This is a genomic window from Asaia astilbis JCM 15831, from assembly GCF_000613845.1.
In the GTDB taxonomy this organism is placed as follows: Bacteria; Pseudomonadota; Alphaproteobacteria; order Acetobacterales; family Acetobacteraceae; genus Asaia; species Asaia astilbis.
This window is the reverse complement of the sequence record NZ_BAJT01000007.1, coordinates 24,264-40,680: the sequence shown is the minus strand read 5'-3', so window position 1 is coordinate 40,680 and position 16,417 is coordinate 24,264. Positions and strand designations below refer to the sequence as shown.

General features: G+C 58.9%; 20 protein-coding genes and 1 pseudogene. 14 read left to right on the top strand and 7 right to left on the bottom strand.

Going from position 1 to position 16,417, the window contains the following annotated elements; genetic code table 11:
• Positions 1-18: 18 nt before the first annotated feature.
• Together JCM15831_RS06515 and JCM15831_RS06510 are read left to right on the top strand one after the other, a co-directional pair.
• Positions 19-1,014, top strand: a complete 996-nt coding sequence (locus JCM15831_RS06515; protein ID WP_025823604.1) for an aldo/keto reductase — start codon at positions 19-21, stop codon at positions 1,012-1,014.
• 129 nt (positions 1,015-1,143) lie between these two features.
• Entirely contained in the window at positions 1,144-1,611 is a 468-nt protein-coding gene (locus tag JCM15831_RS06510) for a hypothetical protein (protein WP_025823602.1), read from the top strand.
• A gap of 81 nt (positions 1,612-1,692) precedes the next feature.
• On the opposite strand, the gene JCM15831_RS06505 is transcribed toward JCM15831_RS06510, so the two are convergent.
• A complete protein-coding gene (locus JCM15831_RS06505; protein ID WP_025823600.1) occupies positions 1,693-1,917 on the bottom strand; it encodes a hypothetical protein in 225 nt (74 codons plus the stop codon).
• A gap of 3 nt (positions 1,918-1,920) precedes the next feature.
• On the opposite strand from JCM15831_RS06505, the gene JCM15831_RS06500 reads away from it, so the two are divergent.
• The 3 genes from JCM15831_RS06500 (at position 1,921) to JCM15831_RS06490 (ending at position 3,034) form a co-directional block, all read left to right on the top strand.
• The gene (locus JCM15831_RS06500; protein WP_025823598.1) at positions 1,921-2,139 is read left to right on the top strand and encodes a hypothetical protein; all 219 of its coding nucleotides are present in this window, start codon (positions 1,921-1,923) and stop codon (positions 2,137-2,139) included.
• Positions 2,140-2,411: 272 nt separating this feature from the next.
• The gene (locus tag JCM15831_RS21410; protein ID WP_156938768.1) at positions 2,412-2,564 is read left to right on the top strand and encodes a hypothetical protein; all 153 of its coding nucleotides are present in this window, start codon (positions 2,412-2,414) and stop codon (positions 2,562-2,564) included.
• Positions 2,565-2,614: 50 nt separating this feature from the next.
• The gene (locus JCM15831_RS06490) at positions 2,615-3,034 is read left to right on the top strand and encodes a hypothetical protein (protein WP_025823594.1); all 420 of its coding nucleotides are present in this window, start codon (positions 2,615-2,617) and stop codon (positions 3,032-3,034) included.
• A 51-nt stretch (positions 3,035-3,085) separates the two neighbouring features.
• On the opposite strand, the gene JCM15831_RS20930 is transcribed toward JCM15831_RS06490, so the two are convergent.
• Positions 3,086-3,337 carry a DUF1272 domain-containing protein gene (locus tag JCM15831_RS20930; protein ID WP_084490582.1) on the bottom strand — a complete coding sequence of 84 codons (252 nt, stop codon included), beginning with the start codon at positions 3,335-3,337 and terminating at the stop codon, positions 3,086-3,088.
• A 237-nt stretch (positions 3,338-3,574) separates the two neighbouring features.
• On the opposite strand from JCM15831_RS20930, the gene sodC reads away from it, so the two are divergent.
• Positions 3,575-4,102, top strand: a complete 528-nt coding sequence (sodC, locus tag JCM15831_RS06485; RefSeq protein WP_025823593.1) for a superoxide dismutase[Cu-Zn] — start codon at positions 3,575-3,577, stop codon at positions 4,100-4,102.
• A 70-nt stretch (positions 4,103-4,172) separates the two neighbouring features.
• Here sodC and JCM15831_RS06480 read toward each other — a convergent pair whose 3' ends face one another.
• From JCM15831_RS06480 to mtnA, 4 genes are all read right to left on the bottom strand, one after another.
• Positions 4,173-4,637: a nuclear transport factor 2 family protein gene (locus tag JCM15831_RS06480; RefSeq protein WP_025823592.1), complete on the bottom strand. Its 465-nt coding sequence runs from the start codon at positions 4,635-4,637 to the stop codon at positions 4,173-4,175.
• A 22-nt stretch (positions 4,638-4,659) separates the two neighbouring features.
• A complete protein-coding gene (locus JCM15831_RS06475; protein ID WP_035773997.1) occupies positions 4,660-5,934 on the bottom strand; it encodes an adenosylmethionine--8-amino-7-oxononanoate transaminase in 1,275 nt (424 codons plus the stop codon).
• Positions 5,935-5,949: 15 nt separating this feature from the next.
• Positions 5,950-6,903, bottom strand: a complete 954-nt coding sequence (locus JCM15831_RS06470; RefSeq protein ID WP_025823588.1) for a DUF2272 domain-containing protein — start codon at positions 6,901-6,903, stop codon at positions 5,950-5,952.
• 115 nt (positions 6,904-7,018) lie between these two features.
• Positions 7,019-8,122 (bottom strand): S-methyl-5-thioribose-1-phosphate isomerase, encoded by a 1,104-nt coding sequence (mtnA, locus tag JCM15831_RS06465; protein WP_025823586.1) that lies wholly within the window; start codon positions 8,120-8,122, stop codon positions 7,019-7,021.
• A gap of 213 nt (positions 8,123-8,335) precedes the next feature.
• Here mtnA and JCM15831_RS06460 point away from each other — a divergent pair, with 213 nt between their 5' ends.
• From JCM15831_RS06460 to bioD, 7 genes and pseudogenes are all read left to right on the top strand, one after another.
• Positions 8,336-8,968, top strand: a complete 633-nt coding sequence (locus JCM15831_RS06460; RefSeq protein ID WP_025823584.1) for an NUDIX hydrolase — start codon at positions 8,336-8,338, stop codon at positions 8,966-8,968.
• Positions 8,961-9,917 (top strand): annotated as a pseudogene (locus tag JCM15831_RS17170) (glycosyltransferase); the annotation flags it as partial. The gene JCM15831_RS06460 and the pseudogene JCM15831_RS17170, both read left to right, overlap by 8 nt.
• Positions 9,918-10,133: 216 nt before the next feature.
• On the top strand, positions 10,134-10,562 hold the full coding sequence (locus JCM15831_RS06450) for a hypothetical protein (protein ID WP_025823582.1): 429 nt from the start codon (positions 10,134-10,136) through the stop codon (positions 10,560-10,562).
• A gap of 131 nt (positions 10,563-10,693) precedes the next feature.
• Positions 10,694-11,554, top strand: coding sequence for an SDR family NAD(P)-dependent oxidoreductase (locus tag JCM15831_RS06445; RefSeq protein WP_084490594.1), 861 nt, complete (start codon positions 10,694-10,696; stop codon positions 11,552-11,554).
• A gap of 109 nt (positions 11,555-11,663) precedes the next feature.
• On the top strand, positions 11,664-12,848 hold the full coding sequence (locus tag JCM15831_RS06440) for an aminotransferase class I/II-fold pyridoxal phosphate-dependent enzyme (RefSeq protein ID WP_025823577.1): 1,185 nt from the start codon (positions 11,664-11,666) through the stop codon (positions 12,846-12,848).
• The gene (locus JCM15831_RS17165) at positions 12,845-13,255 is read left to right on the top strand and encodes an alpha/beta fold hydrolase (protein ID WP_051528358.1); all 411 of its coding nucleotides are present in this window, start codon (positions 12,845-12,847) and stop codon (positions 13,253-13,255) included. Before JCM15831_RS06440 ends, JCM15831_RS17165 begins: the two co-directional genes overlap by 4 nt.
• 217 nt (positions 13,256-13,472) lie before the next feature.
• Positions 13,473-14,858 carry a dethiobiotin synthase gene (gene bioD / locus JCM15831_RS06430; protein ID WP_025823574.1) on the top strand — a complete coding sequence of 462 codons (1,386 nt, stop codon included), beginning with the start codon at positions 13,473-13,475 and terminating at the stop codon, positions 14,856-14,858.
• Positions 14,859-14,861: 3 nt separating this feature from the next.
• Here the strand turns inward: bioD and JCM15831_RS17160 are convergent, their stop codons facing one another.
• Positions 14,862-15,173, bottom strand: a complete 312-nt coding sequence (locus JCM15831_RS17160) for a rhodanese-like domain-containing protein (RefSeq protein WP_051528357.1) — start codon at positions 15,171-15,173, stop codon at positions 14,862-14,864.
• A gap of 161 nt (positions 15,174-15,334) precedes the next feature.
• Here JCM15831_RS17160 and JCM15831_RS06420 point away from each other — a divergent pair, with 161 nt between their 5' ends.
• Complete coding sequence (locus tag JCM15831_RS06420) at positions 15,335-16,390, top strand: cysteine synthase A (protein ID WP_035774010.1); 1,056 nt, start codon at positions 15,335-15,337, stop codon at positions 16,388-16,390.
• Positions 16,391-16,417: the final 27 nt, after the last annotated feature.

Here is a 16,417-nt window from a genome sequence, read left to right as displayed (position 1 = left end):
TCCAAACGGAGCAGAGTCATGAAAACGGCAGACACCATCACGATCGCAGGTCTCGAGAAACCCGTAAAACGTATCGCGCTCGGCACTTGGGCCATTGGTGGCTGGATGTGGGGCGGCCCCGATGACGACAACGCAATCCGTACCATCCATCGAGCACTCGATCACGGCATCAATTTCATCGACACAGCCCCTGTTTACGGGTTTGGCCATAGTGAGGAAGTGATCGGACGCGCTCTGGAAGGCGGCAAGCGCAAGGATGTCGTTCTGGCCACGAAGCTTGGCCTAGCCTGGACAGACGAGCAGAAAGTCTTCCGCGACAGCCGGCCCGAGCGCGTCCGTCAGGAAGTCGAAGACTCCCTGCGTCGTCTGAAAACCGATGTGATCGACCTGGAACAGGTGCACTGGCCCGACGGCAAGACCCCGGTTGAGGAAACCGCTCACGAGCTGGAAAAGCTGCGTAAAGAGGGCAAGATCCGGGCAATCGGCGTCAGCAATTTCTCGGTTCAGGATATGGATCGCTTCGGCGCCGTCACGCCGATCAGCACGATCCAGCCCCCCTATAATCTCTTCGAGCGCGCCACGACCGAGCGCAACATCCTTCCCTATGCCGAAAAGCATAATGCCATCGTGATGGCTTATGGCCCGCTCTGCCGCGGTCTTCTCGCTGGCAAGATGACGAGCGAAACAACGTTCTCGAAGGATGATCTGAGAAGCAGCGATCCTAAATTCCAGGCTCCCAATTTTGAGCGCTACCTTGCTGCCGTCGAGGGCCTGAAGGCGATTGCTGCGCGTCACGACAAATCGATGCTTGCCCTCGCCATTCGCTGGATTCTGGATCAGGGACCGACAGTAGCCCTCTGGGGAGCACGCAAGCCCGAACAGATCGAAGGGATCGATGAAGCATTGGGCTGGCATCTGGGCGACGACGACAAGGCCGAAATCGAAGCGATCCTGAACAAACATGTGCCAGACGCGATCGAACCCGACTTCATGGCACCCCCGCAACGCGACTGACCTGAGCGAGAGATCACGATCCTTGGCGGGGAACTTTCACGGAATCGTGATCTCTTCGAAATCGGGAACGAAAGGTGTTGCAGAGTGTTAATGCCGCACAACGCATTCTCTTTGAGAGGAACAGAACCAATGCGCTCACTTACCCGCCGTGCCGTTGCCGCTTCGACCTTCGCAGCCGCAGCTCTGGCCATCATGCCCGCAGCGCATGCCGCACCGAAAGCTCCTGACGCTCTGGGGACGCCGGTCGGCCATGTCACTCTCACCGCCAAATCGGCTGACGTTGGCATTGGTTACACCTGGGGTCAGGGCACGCTGACCTTCGGTCACAAGACCTATCGCTTCAAAATCACGGGCGGCAATATTGCTGCTGTCGGGTTCTCGAAGATCGAAGCCACTGGCGTCGTTTATAATCTCAAGAACCTTCATGATTTCGATGGCGGTTATGGGGCTCTCAATGGTGATGCGACGCTCGATCGCGGAATCGGCGGCGCCATCCTGAGCAACAGCAACGGCGTGAAGATCAAGGTCACCACGGCCACACGCGGTGCCCATCTGGCCGCTGGCGGTCAGGGTCTGTCCTTCCAGATCGAAGACTGATCGCCTTACACTCGGTGAACAGGGAAAAGCGGCCTTTGGGCCGCTTTTTTTGTTTTCAGGCTCCGAACTCTGTCGGCTTTTCTATTTGAACCATGCAACCAAATGGTCGAGCATATCAGCCCGCTTCATCGTCACCCAGGCCTCAGCCCCGCTGCTTCCCCACTGGGGATAGGCCGCAGCGGCAAAATCGCCCCAAGCTTTGCGATAAGCAAGAAAAGCTTCCTGCGCCTTATCGATTCCAGCGTAGTCGATCGTCGTGCCCCCGATCCCGGTCTTGCCTGAAAGCTTCGCTAGATCGATCATCATACGATGAGCAGCATCCTGCAGCTCCGCCTTGCCAAGTGGGGGCAGCGGCTTACGTTCCAGACGCTCCAGCATTTCGACGAAGTCTTTTTTCTGCAGGGCCTCTTCCTGTATCTCCAGCGCTGCACGCAGCGTGCCGGAAAGATCCGTTTCGTTCTGCGCCCGGGCCTTACCCCACAGAGCCTGCTTTTCCTTGAGAGTGACGAAGTGACGCTGAGCCTATGAGGGACGCGTGCGGCAAAAGCAGAGATTTTGTTATCAATCTCCACACCCGCGATCCGGGTAAGATGCTTTTCGCAAAAACCCCCCGTCAGACCCGCTGTGGAATCATCACAAAAATCGATGACACTGCCGTCTCTCTTCTCACCAATGGTTTGAAGGTGCTTGACCCGCAGCTCCCTCTCCATGGGGGCAAAAGAACTGAGACAGGCAAGGTGAGTCGCATAGGCAATGTTTTGCATGACACCTCTTCCATTCCCGTAGATCAACATCAGCATATGACTGCCAGAGAAGCCCTCAAGACCCGGATCCTTCTCCTGTGCCTGCTGGCTAAACGCGCAGAGCCGCGCCTTCACCGGATCTGCAGCGACACCGATACCGTAATAGAGCGCTTCGCTGTCGCAACCGCTCAACGCATCGGCCTGCTCTGAGCTGGGTTCATCGCCCGCAGGTGCCTGCACCTGAGCAACAGCCTCGCAGATTGATCGATCCGGGCGTCCGCAGACGTATCATCGGCCTCGGCGGGCCTGACTGTCAGCTCCAGCATCCCGAGCATACAAACCGAAGCGACAAGCAAACGCGGTGTCATCACGAGAAATCTCCCCTGTTCAAGGCAAAAACCCAAGTCTCGTCAGCGACGCAGGACATGAGCGCAATCCAGAACACAATCGCGGTATACCGTTTATCGCTCGATTTCACTCAAAAAGAGAATTCCCTCCGCGATGCCGGAAGAGCCATGAAACGGGCCATATTGATCGAAGTCTCTGAGATCATTTGGCAGCTTGAGATTGGCTTCACCGATCGTCGTCAAAACTGGACCATAGCGCTGCACATAGGCAGCAAGGCCGGACCCTTCCCCGCCTTAACCCGTTTATCGACAGAAATTGTCAGTCCCCGATGACGCATCGCCAAGGTAACGGCAGCATCGGGACGCAGGACCGCTGATATCTGTCTATCGTTTAGGCTGTCGCACACCCTGCGGGTTTAAAAACCGTTGGGACGATGGGGGAGCCTCTGCGAGATAGCGTGCCGGTCTGACAGGGCGCCTGACCAGATCACCACCGCAATTGGGACAGAGTCCTTTGAGCTTTTGCGTCGCGCAGCTTTGGCAGAACGTACACTCGAAAGAACAGATCATCGCCTGATCTGTCTCTGGAGGGAGATCGCAGTCACAGCATTCACAACCAGGCCTGAGCTCAAGCATCGGGTCTTCCTCTGATCGGTACCTGCTGCACCATGACACGCATGGGGTCGTTTCCCGAATGACATGAAAAACAGCATCGCACCATGCGGTTATGCTCGAACGAGACTGTGATCGATCATGCAGAGCCATGCTCCAGACCTCGCCTCCTAATTGTTGCGAAACACTCTCAGCTCAGGCACTTTCACTTTGTTCCGACTTTCGTGTCCCGCCCAACGCTTTTTGCAAAAGGCCCCTGTCATGCGCTCTGCTCTTAAAATCTCATCTCTGCTTCTCGCAACCGCCTTCGCCGGGGCCTCTCAGGTGCGAGCCGCCGATACCGCCAGTGGCGTGTTACTGGGCGCGGATGGCAAAGCTCATGGCACGGTGACGGTGACCGAAGCCCCCAAAGGGGTGCTGTTGCGCGTCGTTGCCGAGGGCCTCGCCCCTGGATGGCACGGGATGCATTTTCATGAAAAAGGCAGCTGCACACCGCCGAAATTCACCAGCGCAGGCGGCCATGTTCATGCGGTCATGCCTGTCGTGCACGGTCTGCTGACGCCAAATGCCAATGATGCTGGCGATCTGCCCAATCTGTACGTCACCAAAGACGGCACCGCGACGGTCGAGCTCTATTCGACCCTCGCATCCCTTCATGGCGCTGATGGCCGCCCTGCTCTTAAAGATGCAGATGGTTCGGCCCTCATCATTCACACGAGCCCCGACGATTATACTACTCAGCCGATCGGCGGCGCCGGAGCGCGCATCGCCTGTGCGGTTCTGAAATAAGAGCGTTAGGAGAGAGGGCCCTGCTCCCTCTCTCACTCAGAGGAAAAGGCGCGCTTTGGGCGCCCCTTTTTCAGAGGCCGAGATCGCTCAGAGAGGCATGATCCTCCGGGCGTCTGCCTTGCGGCCAGAAAAAAAGACGATCCTTTTCCGAGATCGTCAGATCATTGATTGACGCCATACGGCACGCCATCAGTCCCTGCGCGTCAAAGATCCAGTTCTCATTACCATATGACCGAAACCATTGCCCGGTGTCATCATGCCATTCATACGCAAAGCGTACGGCAATACGCGCACCCTCATAAGCAAAGAGCTCCTTGATCAGGCAATATTCGTGCTCTTTCGCCCATTTGCGGGTCAGAAACGCCACAATAGCCTCTCGCCCCTCAAGAAACTCGTCGCGATTGCGCCAACGACTATCGGGGCTGTAAGCGAGAGAGACCTGCTCCGGATTGCGACTGTTCCAGCCATCCTCTGCCCGACGCACTTTCTGCCGTGCTGTCTCAACGGTGAAGGGAGGCACCAAAAGCTGGCTCATGAATGGCTTCCTTGCTTTGCCTTCAGGCGGGTTTGCGGAACGCACCGTCTTTGACAACGCCGTAAATGGCGCTCGTCAGCCGGGTCAGATCGTCTGCTTCGATCGTGAAAGCCGGAGTCAGATAAACAATATTCCGGAAAGGGCGCACCCAGACATCACAGGCAACAAGAGCTGCCTTCAGCCGATTCATGTCATCGATCGAGTCCAGCTCGACGACCCCGATCGCCCCCAGCACGCGCACATCGCGCACGCCGGGCAAAAGACGACAGGGTTCGAGCTCGTCACGAAGCTGACGAGAAATCGCGACCACCTGAGCAAGACGCGGTTCGCGCTCGAAAATCTCGAGTGAAGCACAGGCCGCAGTGCAGGAAAGCGGATTAGCCATAAAGGTCGGGCCATGCATCAACGCGGCAGAGGGCGCGTCCGAAAGAAACGCCTCGAACACAGCACGACGCGCCACTGTTGCCGCAAGGGCAACAGTTCCGCCCGTCAGGGCTTTGGACAGGGTGATGATATCGGGAACGATTCCAGCTTGTTCACACGCAAACATGGTGCCGGTGCGCCCGAACCCGGTAAAAATCTCATCGAGAATCAGGAGGACATCATGCTTGTCTGCTAGTTCGCGAAGACGGGACAGCACTTTCGGCGGATGGAACAACATCCCGCCAGCACCCTGGACCAGCGGCTCCACAATAATCGCCGCGATCTCGCTGCCTCGCTCGGTCAGCAGCGCGTCGAGGGCTGCAAAACGCGTCTCATCACGTGGCAGATCGGCCAGAACCTGCGCAGGAAATGCCCCCGCAAACAGGCTGTGCATCCCCTCATCAGGATCGCAGATCGACATCGTGGCCAGCGTGTCGCCGTGATATCCGTCGCGGAAAGAGAGAAGCCGCTTACGCCCCACAACTCCACGATTGATCCAGTACTGGATCGCCATTTTCATGGCGACCTCGACCGCAACAGAACCACTATCGGTGAAAAAACAATGGTCGAGATCACCCGGCAGGAGGGCGGCGAGACGCTCTGAGAGCTCCCTGACCGGCTCATGCACCAGCCCACCCAACATCACGTGTGGCATGCGCCCGAGCTGCTCGGCGACCCGCGCCCGAATGTGGGGGTGGTTATAACCGTGACAGGCAGTCCACCAAGACGCAATGCCATCGATCAACTCGCGTCCATCCTCCAGCGTGATCCGCGTTCCCTCGGTGCGGGTCGCGACCAAGGGAGAAGGGGCAGTCTTCATCTGGGTGTAAGGCAACCAGATCTTCGGCAACCCGGAGGGCATCTTGTCACTCATGCTCGGCAGCTCAGCTCACTGCCCGCTATCGGGCTCGCGATCGGCGTCATAGAGCACCTGAAGCACCGCACACCACGGATAGCGCGTATCGTAAAACTGCCCTTCCGGGGTCGCCAGCGCACCACGGGAGTCGGTGGGCACATGGGTCAGAGACACCGTGTCATCCACATTGCCACCGATTATGCTCAACTCATTGCCGAAAGGCGGCGCATTCTGATGTGTCGCCACGACGAAACCACAATGGGACGGGAAGCCATAGGAGGTTGGCAGCATGGAAAAGGTCACGCTGCGGCTCTTGCCACGCCCGACACAAAGCAGATCGCCCATTTGCGGCACATAGGTCTTGGGGTCCTGCGCCCGCAGACCGGTCGACTGACCCGAAGCCGCGGCATTGATGTAGGTTGAGTGATTGGGCGAATAGGGGAAGCGGCTATTCGCTCCGGCCACACGCATCACATACGAGATAAAGGCTGCGGACCAGGCATAGTGCCCGTCATTTTCTGGGCGAAAGAGCTGGCCATCCGCATTGTATTTACCGCTCCAGGCCACTTCGGTCTCATAAGGATCCTGGCCGATCCACCAATACTCACCCACGCGTTGCCACAACCCGGGAATGCGCTCTGGCTTGAGAGACGGAGCGCTGGGCTCGGGACGGTCCTCAGGATCGTCATCGCTCACCGGGCTGCCGAACATCCGCCATTCGCGCATGGCAATCGCCACAACATCCTGACGATTGAACGGCACAAAGTTGCGTGAGGCAAAATCAGGAACATGACCGTCATAGCCATAGGCACCGGTCGTCCCATTGGCATATTGCGCCAAGGGTGTCCGGGCCGGACTCTGGCCCGGCTGAGTGGATGACGAACAGCTCGGCAGAAACGCAAGAACCGTCAGGGCCCCTAAAGACCTGAAGGCCACAGACCCTGCATGCTTACGGCTCGATGAGAGGAGAGACAGTCCGGCGCTCATGATTTGTTCCAATTCTTCAGACACGTAACGAGCGCCGAACAGCGCGGGTTCATGAATAAGGAAATAGGAACAAGAGCGGCCCTCTGGTCAAGTGCCGCCCTTGCCTGGCTCTGCCTCAGCCAGCCTGATCGGGGAACAGGGCAGCCAGACCTTCGGCGCTGGCGTCGCAGCGTCCGCGTTCGGTAATCAGCCCCGAAACTAGGCGTGCAGGTGTCACATCGAAAGCCGGGTTGGCAGCCTTTGTGCCCTGAGGGGTAACCCGCAAACGGGCTGCCTGACCCTGCTCGTCGAGACCATGAACATAGGTCACTTCCTCGCCGGAGCGCTCTTCGATGGGGATTTCCGTCACGCCATCGGTCACACGCCAGTCGATGGTGGACGACGGCAGAGCCACCCAGAAAGGCACGTCATTGTCATGAGCTGCCAGAGCCTTGAGATACGTCCCGATCTTGTTGGCCACGTCTCCCTGACGCGTCACGCGATCGGTACCCACGATAACAATATCGACATCGCCATGCTGCATCAGATGGCCGCCTGCGTTATCGGCGACCAGTGTATGCGGCACGCCGTGGGCGCCGAGCTCCCATGCCGTGAGAAGCGCGCCCTGATTACGGGGGCGGGTTTCATCGACCCAGACATGCACGGGCAACCCGGCATCATGGGCCATATAGATAGGGGCCAGTGCCGTGCCCCAGTCGACAGTCGCAATCCATCCTGCATTGCAATGGGTCAGGATGTTCAGACGCTCCTGACCCGGACGGCGCTTCTCCCAAAGCGCCTGGAACAGCTCCAGACCATGGCGCCCGATCGACTCATTAACCTGAACATCTTCGTCACAGATCGCATCGGCTTCCTTATAGGCCGCCTCGACGCGCGCTTCGGGATCGAGCGGGCTGAGATGGGCCACCATGCGCTCGATGGCCCAACGCAGATTGATCGCCGTCGGGCGCGTCTCGACCAGCATTGCTGCTGCCTGTTCAAGCCCGGCATCGGAAGCGTCCTTTTGCAGCGCAAAGGCGAGCCCGTACACGGCGACGGCCCCAATCAGGGGGGCTCCGCGTACCTGCATGGTACGGATCGCATGCGCGACTTCAGCTTCATCACGCAGGGAGAGAATGTCGAGCGACCAGGGCAGTTTGGTCTGATCGAAAATATGGACCAGCCTGGGGTCCTGTGCGTCGCGCCAGACGCTGCGATAAGGCGTGCCATTAATTTTCACGTGAGGATCCGTTTTCCGAGCGTCATGAAAGATGGGGTTGGATGTGGCAAAGAAGGGGGCAAAACTCAAGATATTCGCGTGACCTTGGCTGCCATCCAACGTGAGTCTTCATCATTCTGACACGCGCCGGGACGCCATCACCTGCAGAACGAAGGCCGTTTTGCACGCACGGATTTCCGGTCTATATCAGGGAGTAAGCGAAGGGACCCCGAGATGAGCGAACCGCAATGGCTGACCTGGGCAAGGGACGTGCAGGCAATCGCGCAGAATGGACTTACCTTCTGCCAGAACCCCTATGACCGTGAGCGGTACGAGCAGCTGAGACAGATCTCCGCGAAAATGCTCGCCGAGCTTGGTACGTCGACGCCTGAAGCCGTATTCGCGCTTTTGACGCATGAACTTGGCTATGCGACCCCAAAAATCGATGTCCGGGGTGCTGTCTTCAATAATGAGGGTCAGATTCTCATGGTGCGGGAGGCCATCGATCAGGATCGTTGGACCCTGCCCGGCGGCTGGGCCGATGTTAATCTCACCACCGCGCAAAACACGCTCAAGGAGATCCTTGAGGAAAGCGGCTATACGGCCGAGATCGTCAAACTCGCGGCATTATGGGACCGAACAAGGCAGGGACACCCGCCCGATCTTTTCAGCTGTGCGAAAGTTTTCTACCTCTGCCGACTAACCGGAGGCCAACCCACCATCGATAATCTGGAAACCTCGGGCATCGGCTGGTTTGGCCGCACCGACTTGCCGGAAGACCTTTCATTGGGTCGGTTACTGCCGTCTCAACTGGCGCGCATGTTCGATCACTACGATACGCCAGGTCTCGCGACGGATTATGAGTAAGGCCATGAAGGTTGTCACCGTTCTTCCCCGCCGCGAAGGCTACGCACCCAACCGGGCCGGGGCTATCGGTCTGCTGGTGTCTCGCCTTGCGTCACCGGAGGATGTCATCCTTGGCTCGGAAATCACCGATGATCCCCTACCGGGCGGACGCTTCATCGGCATGTCGAAACCGGGGGGCATTCACAGCTGGCGCCGCCCTGGCACACGATACCGCGTGGCGTGCCAGCGTGAGATTCGCCGGCAGAAACCAGACCTCATCGAAGTACATAATCGCCCGGCTCTGGCACGGGCATTGAGCAAATGCGGTATCCCGGTTCATCTTATCCTGCATAACGACCCGCAGGACATGCAGGGAGCCAGACGCCCCCGCCAGAGGCAGGAGCTTATGCAGCGCGTCCGCGTGTTTGCGGTCTCGCTCTGGGTACGTCGACGCTTTCTGGAAGATCTGGATGATGGTCCGGTGACGCTCATGCCGAACTGTCTCGACCTCTCGACGCTCCCTCCGCCGCCAGCCGAGCGAGAAAAGCTTATCCTGTTTGCTGGCCGCATGGTTTCAGACAAAGGAGCCGATGCCTTTGTCCGGGCCTGGGCCGCGATCAGCGCCAAGGTTCCGGGCTGGCGTGCCGCCATGATCGGCGCAGACCGTCTTCGCTTCAATTCACCGCGCACGACCTTTGTCGATCGTGTCGAGGCTAATGCCCGCGCTGCCGGGATCACGCTTTGCGGCTATCAGATGCATCATCAGGTGCTCGAAGCCATGGCGGCAGCCTCGATCGTCGTCGTTCCCAGTCGGTGGCCCGAGCCCTTCGGCCTGACAGCCTTGAGGCCATGGCAAGCGGGGCCGCCGTAATTGCGTCCCCCCGAGGCGGACTCCCCGAGGTCGTCGGCAACGCTGCCCTGCTCGCATTGCCGGATGACGGCGATGCGCTCGAACAGGCCATGTTGAGTCTGATTAACGACCCGGATTTAAGAGCCGACTATATGGCGCGAGGTCGGGCGCAGGCGCAGAAATTCGACGTGGTCGATGCACGAATTTTCCTCGAAAAGGTAAGAAACCGTTCGAAGAAGAAGACGACCTGATCGGCACAATCGATCAGGTCGTGCCGCATATTCGACACATTAAAACGATCTATGACAGGGAGTTAGTAGTTACACGAGAGGCATTATGCTTAAGAAAAGTCTCGCTGTCGCCTTTTCATTGACGGCACTCATCTCATCGCCCCTGTCCTACGCCCAGACTTCTGGATGCAACAAGAATTCCTCCGGATCGGACCTGATTGGCCGTATGGCCAACAAGGAAAATTGCCTCAACGATCGCGTGCAGAACTGGCAAAACAAAAACCGCGCCGAGGCTGAAGCCCGTCAGAAGAAAATCGACAATCTGCGCGACAAGTACACCAACGCTCCGGCACGTGAGCGCGAAAAGCTTCAAGGCAAAATCGATGCGCAGAAAAACAAGCTCGACGAGCTCAAACATGAGCGCACAGAGAAGATCGACCGATTGAAGGCCGATCAGAAAGCACAACACGACCGCATCAAAGCGCTTTCAGACAAGACCAAGCAGGATTTTCGCAATTTTGGCCGCCTGAACTGAAGCTCTGACTAGACCTTATCTGCCGTTCCCGCCCCTCTCTCATAAGAGAAGGACAGGAGCGGCAGCGAAAAAACCACTTAGTGCTTCAAATGGGCATGTCTCGCATCGGAATTCAGGGTTATGACAGACCCATGACGGCTTCTTCCCCCTTGCAGGACAACTCCCACGCGCCTCTGCCGCATGCGCCCGATCAGGGCCAGATGCCCGAACGTCTCAAAACGGTCGTGCTCACCGGTGCATCAGGCGGAATTGGCCTTCTCATCGCCAAACGACTTCTTGCGCAGAATTACCATGTTATCGCGCTCTGCCGCTCGAAACCGGCTCTTGAGACGCCCTCACTCACTCATATCCCGTGCGATCTGGGTCTGCCCGACGCCGTAACCCAAGCCTGCGCGCTTATCACGCAGGAGAACAAAACGGTTTTCGCCGTCATTCACTGTGCTGGTACAATCGCGCCCGCGCCGGTCGCTCAGGCGGATGACAAGGCCATCGCCGCGCAAATCATGCTCAATCTCAGCTCGCCGATCGTGCTGACACGCCACTTACTTCCCCAAATGATTTCTGCAGGAGAAGGGCGGATCGTGTTCGTCAATTCGATGGCGGCGGTCATCCCGCTCTCAGGCAGCGCCGTTTACGCGGCCGCAAAATCGGGACTCCGCAACTTCGCTCTTTCGCTCGCACAGGAAGTGACCAAGCAAGGCATTCATGTCAGCTCGGTCTTCCCCGGTGCGGTTCAGACCGAAATGCTGGCTCGCGAAATGCAGGAGGGAGGATCGATCCTCAACTATGTCAGCACGCCCCTCGATCCCGATCTGGTCGCAAAAACTATCGTCAGCCAATTGGCTCATCCCAGAGCGGAGCGTTTTCTACCGGCCGTCGACGGTCTGTTTGGTCGGTTCTGCATGATGAATCCCGCCCTGCTCCGCTTGGCTCTGCCGTTGCTCGCCTATCTCGGGCGCCGTGGTTATCGCAAAGCCACAGGCGCTCGATAAGCGCGGCTTGTTAGCCTGATGCTCATCATGACAGGCCATACTGATCTGCAGCGACCGAGCAACAGTCCAGAAGATTGACAAGGCCTGACCGCACCGGCAGGGACAAGCCATGACGCGTTTCGACCCTCTTCTCAAACAGGCTCTCGACTCCCTCGATTCCCGTTCCCTGCGTCGCCGGGTGCGTCCCATGCATCGCACACCGGACCAGCTATGGCATCGGGGACGGGCCGTTTTCGATTTTTCATCGAACGACTACCTTGGGCTTTCGGGTCATCCCCTGCTGCGTGAGCGCAGCGCCGATTGGGCACTGCAGCACGGTACGGGTGCACGCGCCTCCAGACTTGTTTCCGGTACGCTCGATCTTCACGAGCAGGTTGAAACCCGGCTTGCTGCGTTCAAGGGCACCGAAGCGGCTCTGCTTTTCGCCTCAGGCTGGCAGGCCAATGCTGCCGTCCTGCCTGCCTTGTTCCGGGTCGCCCGGGAGCAGACTGGTGAAACTCCTCTGGTCTTCGCCGACAAGCTCAATCACGCCAGCATGCATCAAGGCTGTGCGGCAGCAAATGTGCGGCAGATCCGCTTTCGGCATAATGACCTCAACCATCTCGAAGCGCTGTTGAAGCGTCACGCCGGTGAGCCCGGCATGCGGTTCATTCTGACAGAGAGCGTCTTCTCGATGGATGGCGATGTGGCCGATATCGCGGCCCTCAGCGCTCTGGCGAAGCGGTACAACGCCTTTTTCTATCTCGACGAAGCGCATGCAACAGGTGTTCTCGGCCCACAGGGACGAGGTCTGTCGCATGGCCACGAGGTCGATCTTGTGATGGGCACCTTCAGCAAGGCGCTGGGCAGTATGGGCGCTTACATCGCTGGATCGCGCGCGCTGTGCGACTGGATCATGACCAGCGCATCGGGATTCATCTATAGCACAGCCCCTTCCCCCCCAATGCTGGGGGCGATGGATGCCGCACTCCACATTGTCCCGGGCCTCGAGAGCGACCGCCTCAGACTGCGTCAGAATGCCGCCATGCTGCGCGAGATGCTGCGGGAGGGCGGAATCGATACAGGCGCCTCTACCACGCAAATCGTCCCGGTCATGATCGGCGAAGAAAGAACGTCTTTGGCCGTAGCCCAGACGCTCGAGCAGGAGGGGCTTCTTACCATCGCAATCCGCCCTCCAACCGTTCCCCCCGGCTCGGCCCGGCTGCGCCTGGCTCTGAGCACAGCCCATAGCGAAAGCGCCATCCGTCACCTTGGCGAGGCTGTCATGACGGCCCTGCGGCATCACCGGAAGTGAAACTCGTTTTTCTTCACGGATGGAGTTTTGATTCCGGTTTCTGGCAAGCCGTGCGGACAGCGCTCGGTCCATCGGATGCCGTGTTTCTGGACCAAGGCTATACTAGGGAAGAGCCCTGCCTTACGCTTCCGCAAGAGCCTTATCTGGCGATTGGCCACTCCGCAGGGGCGCTGTGGTCTTTGACGCATATGCTTCCGCACTGCCGGGGGCTTATCGCTTTCAACGGATTTTCCCGCTTCAGTCAGGCCGCTGATTTCGAACAGGGAATTCCTACGCGTGTTCTGAAACGGATGCTCGCGAGGTTAACGGACGCCCCGGCAGAAACCGTGACGCAGTTCAGGCAGCAATTCGAGTTTTGCCCGCCCTGCCCAGCCCCTCTCGACCTCTCGCGATTGCAGGAAGGCTGAGCGACCTTATCGAGTGTGACGGTCGCAGCCGCGCGTCTCTTCTGGGACCGTCAGTAATCGCCGTTCAGGGAGACTCCGACCCGCTGGTTTCCGACGCGCTCCATCAGGCCAGTTTCCCTGAAGCCCGTCACGTGACCCTTGAGGGAGGCCACCTCTTGCCGCTTACAGCGCCCGAACGCTGCGCTGCGATCATCGCTTCAGCACGACAGTCTCTTTCATGACGGAGGCACGCCGTGAGATTGCTGCGCGTTTCGACAGTGCAGAGGGATATGAAGGCGCAGCACGGGTACAGGCCCTCGCAGCAACCAAACTCGCAGATCGTCTGGCCAAGCGTTACGCTGATCGCCCTGCCCCCGGGCGCATTCTCGAACTCGGCTGTGGCACGGGACTCCTGACACGTCAGCTTCGCCGTCTCTTTCCTGACGCGTCCTTGACCGCTCTCGATCTCTCGCCCCGAATGGTCGAGCGCGCGCGCGCTTCGGTCCCGGATGCTGTCTTTCACGTCATGGACGCCGAATATCCAGAACTCGACGGTCCCTTCGACCTGATCTGCTCCAATTTCTGCCTGCAATGGTTCAGCAATCGACATGCAGCTTTTGCGCGACTGAGCGCACTGCTCTCACCAGAGGGACGTATCGAGGTCACGACGCTGGCCCGAGGGAGTTTCGCCCAGTGGCGGAGCTCCTGCGACGACCTGGACCTTGCCTGTGGCTTCCCCGATTATCCCGATCACCGCGCCCTGCAGGCCGAATGGCCATCGACGCTGACCGGCACATGGACCATCGCACCCCTGACCGATCCCGTCGCTTCGGCCCGACAGTTTCTGCTTGAGCTGAAATCGATCGGTGCCACGACACCCAGGGCAGGCAGTCACCCCCTTACAACGCGCGATCTGCGCCGGGTCATGCAGCATTTCGACAGGAGCGCTCAGAGCATGGATTATCAGGTAGCCTTTGGTTCGGCCGAAAAAAGGCGGGGATTTTTCGTGACCGGCACCGACACGGGAATTGGCAAGACGCTTGTTTCGGCCATTCTCACTAAGGCTCTCAACGCCACTTACTGGAAGCCCTTCCAGACCGGTCTGAGTGAGGAAGACGGAGACACGGCAAGCGTCAGCGGGCTCGCCGGACTGACGCCCGAGCGCCTCATTCCACCTGCCTATGCCTTTCAGGCTCCGCTGTCACCTCAGGACGCGGCCAGGCTTGAGAACGTGACGGTCCGGCCGAACGACCTCACATTACCCCAGGCAAACGCGCCGCTGGTCGTCGAAGGTGCCGGCGGCCTCATGGTACCGCTCAATGACGACACGCTGCTCATTGACTGGCTCACCACTCTCTCCCTGCCGGTCATTCTTGTCTGCCGCAGCGGATTGGGGACCATCAATCACACCTTGCTCAGTCTGGCAGCTTTGCGTGAACGCGCCATTCCGATCGCGGGGGTGGTCATGAGTGGGGTGCCCAATGCGGGGAACCGTGCCGCCATCGAGCATTTTGGCAACGTCACTGTTCTGGCAGAAATTCCGCTTCTCGACGACATTTCGCCGCAACGTGTCGCCATTGAAGCCGAAAAACTCGCCGAGACGCTACGCGCCTGCGGCTTCTGACAGTCAGTCGGGGAAATAGCGGGGCAGATCCTGAAACTGCCAGCCGCAGACACGGCCACGCTGCCCGGATGAATCGGGCGGACCTTCATAGCCTTCGATGATATTGACGCTGGTCTCGTACCCCAGATGAGCCGCCAGTTCCGCCGTCTGCTGCGACCGCATGCCTGAGCGACAGAGAAACAGGATCGGAGTCTGGAGAGAGGGAATGGCGTCACGCAGCGCCTGAGCAAACCCTGCCGCGTCATAAGGTCCCAGCTCAGAGCGATGGCCTGCCTGTCCAGTGAGGACAGGTCGGGTAAACCGACGGCCTGCCACTCGACCGGCGTGCGCACATCGATCAGAACCGCATTCTTATCGGCACTCAGGCGTTCCCATGCGTCGCGCGCTGAAATACAGTCGACCATCGTTTTTCCTCATTTATAATACATGCGACAACGTTAAACTCTCAAATAGCAGACGTATAGGATGGAATGCAGATGACCACGCAGACCCCGAAAACAGCGCTTCCCAAGGGCATCTCACCGGGATGGGAGCACCCTTCTGACGGTATGATCGGTGCGATCGGCGGCACTCCGCTGATCCGCCTAAGGCTGGCGTCAGAAGCGACGGGCTGCGACATCTACGGCAAGGCCGAGTTCATGAATCCGGGTGGGTCGGTGAAGGATCGCGCAGCTCTGGCCATTATTCTGGATGCCGAAGCGCGTGGCACCCTCAAACCTGGCGGCGTGATCGTGGAAGGCACAGCCGGCAATACCGGCATCGGCCTGACGCTGGTCGCCAAGGCACGCGGTTATCGCACCATTATCGTGATGCCAGAGACCCAGAGTCAGGAAAAAATCGACTTTCTGCGCATGATCGGCGCCGATCTGCGTCTCGTGCCTGCCAAGCCATTCCGCGATCCGGGCAATTATGTGCATGTCTCGCACCGCATTGCCGAAGAAACTGAGAATGCCGTCTGGGCCAACCAGTTCGACAATACAGCCAATCGCGAAGGCCATCGCACGACTACTGCCGTCGAGATCTGGAACCAGCTCGACGGGCAGGTCGATGCCTTCACCTGCGCCTGCGGCACCGGCGGCACGCTGGCGGGCGTCGCGCTGGGCCTGGGGGAGCTTGCTGACAAGGCGGGGCGCAAACGCCCTGAAATCGTTCTCGCCGATCCGGAAGGGTCGGGGCTTTATGGCTGGGTGAAGTCCAATGACCTCAGTGTTTCGGGCGGCTCGATCACCGAAGGGATCGGCCAGTCTCGCGTCACGGGTAATCTGGAAGGCGTGACAATTGACGATGCCGAACGCATTCCGGATGCCGAAGCGCTCGAACAGATCTTTTCGCTTCAGGATCGCGAAGGAATCTCGCTCGGTGGTTCGGCCGGAATCAACGTGGCTGCCGCGATTCGCGTGGCAAAACGCCTTGGTCCGGGGCATCGGATTGTAACAATCCTCTGCGATGGCGGGGCGCGCTATCAGTCCAAAATCTTCAATCCCGCCTTCTTACGGGGAAAAAATCTGCCCACCCCACCCTGGCTCGATTGAGACAGGTTTTGGCAAGTTGTGACGGAG